Genomic DNA, 5,821 nt, shown 5'->3' with positions numbered 1-5,821 from the left:
GTGCCGGAGGGGGCGGTCGCGGGGGCGGGCGGGCCGGCCCTGTGGGGGGTGGGGGCAGTCATGAGTGCTCCTTCCGGGAGAGCAGGAGGTCGTGGTCGGCGCGGCGGGCGAGACGCAGACCGGTGTCGAGGAGCTGGTCGCCGAGGCGCCAGCGGAGGATGAGGATGCCGTCGCCGCCGATGAACTTGCCGGCCATGCCGGGGCCGGCGGTGACCTCGTCGACGGAGGCCGCGGGGATCGTCACGGCGGGCACGCCGCGGCGGGCGATGTGCCAGGTGCCGGTCTCGGAGACGCTCACCTGGGCGGCGGAGCGCTGGCCGAGGCCGTGGGCGACGACGCGCTCGAGGGGCTGCCGGGCGAGGACGGTGTCGACGTACACGGCCTCGAACGGGCCCAGCTCCACCTCTTCCCCGAGCTCGGCGAGCGGGGCTCCGGAGGGGACCGGCAGGTGCTGCTGGGAGCGGCCGCGGCGTCGCCACCCGCGCGCCATCCCCAGCAGGATCAGGGCGAACAGGGCGGCCAGGAGCAGGACCGGGACGAGCTGGTCCATCAGTGCTCCACCACGATGCCCTCACGCACCGTGGCGCGGCCGCCCAGCACGGTCAGCCGGTTCCGACCGGGCAGCTCGAGTCCGGCGAACGGGGAGTTGCGGCTGCGCGAGGCGTGCTCGGCCGGATCCGTGACGCGGACCGGACGGGGGTCCCACACCAGGACGTGAGCCGGAGCGCCGGCCTCGAGCGGGCGGCCCTGGTCGTCGTCGCGGCCGATCTCGGCGGGCTTCTCGGACAGCACGCGGGCCACGTCGCGCCAGCTGAGCCGGCCGGTCTCGACCATGGTGGACTGCACCAGCGACAGGGCCGTCTCCAGCCCGGTCATGCCCATCGCGGCCTGGTCCCACTCACGGTCCTTCGCATCGCGGGGATGCGGGGCGTGGTCGGTGGCGACGATGTCGATCGTGCCGTCGGCCAGGCCCTCGCGGACGGCCTCGACGTCCTCGGCGGTGCGCAGGGGCGGGTTGACCTTGAACACGGCGTCGAACTGGCGCACGTTCTCGTCGGTCAGCAGCAGGTGGTGCGGGGTCACCTCAGCGGTCACGGCGATGCCGCGCTGTTTGGCCCAGCGGACGATGTCCACGCTGCCGGCGGTGGAGAGGTGGCACACGTGCAGGCGCGAGCCGACGTGCTGGGCCAGCAGCACGTCGCGGGCGATGATCGACTCCTCGGCGACGGCGGGCCAGCCGGAGAGTCCCAGCTCGGCGGAGACCACGCCCTCATGCATCTGGGCGCCCTCGGTCAGCCGCGGATCCTGCGCATGCTGGGCGATCACCCCGTCGAAGCTCTTGACGTACTCCAGAGCGCGGCGCATCAGCACGGGATCGTGCACGCACTTGCCGTCGTCGCTGAACACGCGCACGGAGGCGGCCGAGTTCGCCATCGCGTCGAGCTCGGCCAGCCGCTGACCGGCCAGCGCCACGGTGACCGCGCCGACGGGGCGCACGGAGCACCAGCCGGCGTCCTCCCCGCGGCGCGCGATCTGCTCGACGACGCCGGCGGTATCGGCGACCGGCGTGGTGTTGGCCATCGCGTGCACGGCGGTGAACCCGCCGCGGGCGGCGGCACGGGTGCCGGTCTCGACGGTCTCGGCCTCCTCCCCGCCGGGTTCGCGCAGGTGGGTGTGGAGATCCACGAGGCCGGGCAGCACGATGCACCCGTCGGCCTCGATCACCTCGGCGCCCTCGGGGGCCGGGAGGTCGGTGCCGACGGCTTCGATGAGCCCGCCGGTGAGGAGGATGTCCTGGACGTCCTCCCCGTAGGGGCGGCCGCCCCGGATCAGCAGCGGGGCGGCCTCCGCGCCGGCGGAGCCGATCCCGGCGGTGGGTGCGGCGGTCTCAGTTCTCACGGGGCGCCTCCCGGGCGTCGGTGGCGAGCAGGTGGTAGAGAACGGCCATGCGCACGAACACGCCGGAGGCGACCTGTTCGACGATGACGCTGCGCGGGGAGTCGGCGACGTCCCCCGCGATCTCGAAGCCGCGGTTCATCGGGCCGGGATGCAGGACGATCGCGTGCTCCGGCAGCGCGGCGGCCCTCGCCGTGGTCAGTCCGTAGCGGCGGGAGTACTCCCCCTCGGTGGGGAAGAAGCCGCCGCCGACCATGCGTTCGCGCTGGACGCGCAGCATCATGACGGCGTCGGGTCCGGTGGCCAGGGCCTCGTCGAGGTCGTAGGCGACCTCGCAGGGCCAGGCCGAGCCGCCGACGGGCACCAGGGCGGGCGGGGCGACCAGCGTCACCCGCGCCCCCAGCAGCGTCAGCAGCAGCACGTTCGAGCGGGCCACGCGGGAGTGGAGGATGTCGCCGACGATGACGATGTGGCAGCCGTCCAGGCCCGCGGTGGGATCTCCGGGACGCAGGTGGCGGCGCAGGGTGAAGGCATCGAGCATCGCCTGGGTGGGGTGCTCGTGCGCACCGTCCCCTGCGTTGACGATGGGCTGATCGATCCAGCCGGCGTGGGCCAGCAGGTGGGCCGCGCCGGAGGATCCGGAGCGCACCACGACCGCGTCGGCCCCCATGGCCTGCAGAGTCAGCGCCGTGTCCTTGAGCGACTCGCCCTTGGAGAGGCTCGAGCCCTTGGCGGAGAAGTTGATGACGTCGGCCGAGAGCCGCTTCGCGGCCGCCTCGAAGCTGATCCGGGTGCGGGTGGAGTCCTCGAAGAAGAGGTTGACCACGGTGGTGCCCACCAGGGTGGGCAGCTTGCGGATCGAGCGGGACTGGGTCTCGGCCATGTGCGCGGCGGTGGCCAGCACGGCGGTCGCCTCGGCGCGGTCGAGGTCGGCGATGGAGATGAAGTGCCTCATGCCCGTCCCTCCCCCGCTGCCGGACGGACGATGTCGACCGCGTCCTCCCCGTCGGTCTCGGCGAGCTGGACGTGCACGCGCTCGCTGCGGGAGGTGGGGAGGTTCTTGCCGACGTGGTCGGCGCGGATGGGCAGCTGCCGGTGCCCGCGATCGACCAGGACCGCGAGGCGGACGGCGGACGGGCGGCCGATCGCGCCCAGCGCGTCCAAGGCGGCGCGCACGGTGCGGCCGGAATACAGCACGTCGTCGACCAGCACGACGGTGCGGCCGTCGATCCCGGCACGCGGGATCCTCGTGGGGCTGGGAGCGCGGGTCGGGTTGTGGCGCAGATCGTCGCGGTACATCGTGATGTCGAGGCTGCCGGCGAGGTCGTCGACCGGGCGCTGGTCACCCTCGGCCCGGGTGATCTGCTGCGCGAGTCGCTCGGCCAGCGGGACCCCGCGATGCGGGATGCCCAGGAGCACGAGGTCGTCGGCCCCGTGGCCGCTCTCGAGGATCTCGTGGGCGATGCGCGTCAGGGCCCGGCGGATCTCCTCCGCCCCGAGGACCCGGGAGCGCTCTGCCTCGCGGAGGTCCGCGGGGCTCGTGTCGTCGTCATGCATGGGTGTTCTCCCTTCCACGCCTCACGGGACGTGTCGTTAAAGGGTGTGGTGCTCGTGCGAGCTGTGCCGAGTCTAAGCGGGATCGGCCGGGCGCCGCGCGCGGGACCGCCCCTCGGACGCCGCGCCCGAGTCGCCGGGCCAATCCGTCCGGGAGCCTCGAGCGGTGCGCTGTCCGTCCCTGTCGGAGGCCTGTGCCTGTCGGGGGTCGGCGGCCCCGTCAGCTGACCAGTCCGCGGATGTCGACCAGGCGCTGCAGCAGCCCGTTGACGAACCGCGGGGAGTCGTCGGTCGAGAGCACCTCGGCGATCTTGGTGTACTCGCCGATGATCGCGCCGCGACCCGCCTCCTCCTCGCCGTAGAGCACCTCGGCGGCTCCGAGGCGGAGCACGGCCCGGTCCACGGCCGGCATGCGGTGCAGGGGCCAGTCACGCGAATGCGTCGCGAGGTCCTCGTCGATGTCGACGGCGTAGGGCGCGTACAGCTCCACCAGATCCCGCGCGCGCTGCGGGAGCGGGGTCTGCGCGGCGGTCACCCGCAGCCGTTCCTCGAGCACATCGAGCACGTCCAGCTGCCGGGCGTCGGCCTCGAACAGCACGTCCAGGGCACGGACCCGGTCGCGGGAGCGGCCGTGGAGGCGGTCGGTGCGGGCGGGGATGGTGCGCTCGAAGCTGAACTCCTCCCCCTCCCGCGCGGGGAGAGGGAGGCCGGGGTCCCGAGAAGCTCCGGGCTCCTCAGAGGTGGAACCTGGGGTCACTTGACGCGCTCGAGGTATTCGCCGCTGCGGGTGTCGACCTTGACCTTGTCGCCCTGGTTCAGGAACAGCGGCACCTGGATTTCGCGGCCGGTCTCCAGCGTCGCGGGCTTGGTGCCGCCGCTGGAGCGGTCGCCCTGCAGGCCGGGCTCGGTGAACTGGATCTCCATGACCACCGACGGGGGCAGCTCCACGAACAGCGCGTTGCCCTCGTGGAAGGCCACCACGACGTCCTGGCCCTCCATCATGAAGTCCTTGGCGTCACCGACGATCTCCGGCGTGAGGCTGGTCTGCTCCCAGTTCGAGGTGTCCATGAAGACGTACATCTCGCCGTCGATGTAGGAGAACTGCATGTCGCGTCGGTCCACGGTCGCCGTCTCGACCTTCACGCCGGCGTTGAAGGTCTTGTCGACTCCCTTGCCGGACATGACGTTCTTCAGCTTGGTGCGCACGAAGGCCGGGCCCTTGCCGGGCTTGACGTGCTGGAACTCGACAACGCTCCACAGCTGCTTGTCCAGAACGAGGACCATCCCGTTCTTGAGGTCGTTCGTCGTCGCCATGAGTCTCCTCGGTAGTCGTCGGGGCCCGTCAAGGATAGCGCGCAGGCAGGCACCCGCCGGGCGAGACGGGCACGCTCAGCGGGCCGACGTGAGGTCGATCATGCTCAGCAGGCGTATCGCCAGCGGGTGCGCGGCGTGCTCCTCCCGCCAGCCGCTGGTCTTCACCGCCCGCGAGACGGTCTGCTGGGTGACCCCGAGGCGCTGGGCCAGCTGGGCCTGCGTCGCACCGGGATGCTCCCTCAGGGCGCGCACAGCTTCCCACTGGCCGCGGTTGCGGGTACGGATCATCCACCCGATCAGGCGCAGCACGGCCTCGGCGTCCTCGGCGGTCTCGCGGTGGCGCGCATCGGCGGCCCGTACGACGACGGGGACGCTCGAGGTGGTGCGGGCGGATCGCACCGCGCCGGCAGCGGCATCGACCGCTGGGCCCGCGACCGCGCGGACCGATTCGGGCAGGGGCTTCTCGATCGCTCCGACCCCGAGACCGATCGCCCAGTCCCCGTCCTCGCGGGCACGCAGCAGTGCCTCCAGAGCGGCGTCGGCCCGAGCAGCGAGGGCGAGCACGTCGGGGCCAGCGGTGCGTTCGGCGGGCAGCGCGAGGGGGATGGGCGAGAGCGATTCGAGCAGTGCGGGGACCGGGTCGGTGCTCGAACGGGCGCGCAGCGCCTCACCGGAGAACGACAGGACGAACATGGGCTTCCACCACCTGATCCGGGGTCTCCGTCGCGTCCGCGATACCGGACGGTGACTACGCCGATTACGACTGTTCCAGAGAGTACAGCGCTTCGACGCAGACTCCCCGAGATCAGCCGGAACACGCCGAGAGGACGGGACTGTGCCGGGTCGGTCCCGGGCATCGGGACAGGAAATCTCCACGTGGCCGATCTGCCACCGGCACTGGCACGAACAGCACCGGCATTGGCACTGGCACTGGCACTGGCACGAACATGTAGCTCACGGGTGTTGTCAAGCTGGTTGGAGTCAGTGGCTGTTCTGGGTCAGGCTGTTTGCACGAGGTGATTGATCCCGACCGTAGCTGGTGGGGACGGCGTTTTGG

General features: G+C 72.1%; 7 protein-coding genes. All 7 read right to left on the bottom strand.

The features are described from left to right. Window positions 1-58 precede the first annotated feature (58 nt). Window positions 59-550 (bottom strand): hypothetical protein, encoded by a 492-nt coding sequence (locus tag ACFQRJ_RS12670; RefSeq protein ID WP_377019502.1) that lies wholly within the window; start codon window positions 548-550, stop codon window positions 59-61. After that, complete coding sequence (locus tag ACFQRJ_RS12665) at window positions 550-1,866, bottom strand: dihydroorotase (RefSeq protein ID WP_377019503.1); 1,317 nt, start codon at window positions 1,864-1,866, stop codon at window positions 550-552. Before ACFQRJ_RS12665 ends, ACFQRJ_RS12670 begins: the two co-directional genes overlap by 1 nt. Window positions 1,867-1,888: 22 nt before the next feature. Continuing rightward, on the bottom strand, window positions 1,889-2,851 hold the full coding sequence (locus ACFQRJ_RS12660; protein WP_377019500.1) for an aspartate carbamoyltransferase catalytic subunit: 963 nt from the start codon (window positions 2,849-2,851) through the stop codon (window positions 1,889-1,891). Then, window positions 2,848-3,453, bottom strand: a complete 606-nt coding sequence (gene pyrR / locus ACFQRJ_RS12655; protein ID WP_377019499.1) for a bifunctional pyr operon transcriptional regulator/uracil phosphoribosyltransferase PyrR — start codon at window positions 3,451-3,453, stop codon at window positions 2,848-2,850. The genes ACFQRJ_RS12660 and pyrR overlap by 4 nt, the downstream gene beginning before the upstream one ends. 217 nt (window positions 3,454-3,670) lie before the next feature. Continuing rightward, complete coding sequence (locus ACFQRJ_RS12650; RefSeq protein ID WP_377019497.1) at window positions 3,671-4,207, bottom strand: transcription antitermination protein NusB; 537 nt, start codon at window positions 4,205-4,207, stop codon at window positions 3,671-3,673. Further along, the gene (gene efp / locus ACFQRJ_RS12645) at window positions 4,204-4,764 is read right to left on the bottom strand and encodes an elongation factor P (protein ID WP_377019496.1); all 561 of its coding nucleotides are present in this window, start codon (window positions 4,762-4,764) and stop codon (window positions 4,204-4,206) included. The genes ACFQRJ_RS12650 and efp overlap by 4 nt, the downstream gene beginning before the upstream one ends. 75 nt (window positions 4,765-4,839) lie before the next feature. Beyond that, on the bottom strand, window positions 4,840-5,457 hold the full coding sequence (locus ACFQRJ_RS12640) for a MarR family transcriptional regulator (RefSeq protein WP_377019495.1): 618 nt from the start codon (window positions 5,455-5,457) through the stop codon (window positions 4,840-4,842). Window positions 5,458-5,821 lie beyond the last annotated feature (364 nt).

The sequence above is a fragment of the Brachybacterium sp. GCM10030252 genome (assembly GCF_042666535.1).
In the GTDB taxonomy this organism is placed as follows: domain Bacteria; phylum Actinomycetota; class Actinomycetes; order Actinomycetales; family Dermabacteraceae; genus Brachybacterium.
This window is presented reverse-complemented; position numbering and strand designations above follow the sequence as displayed.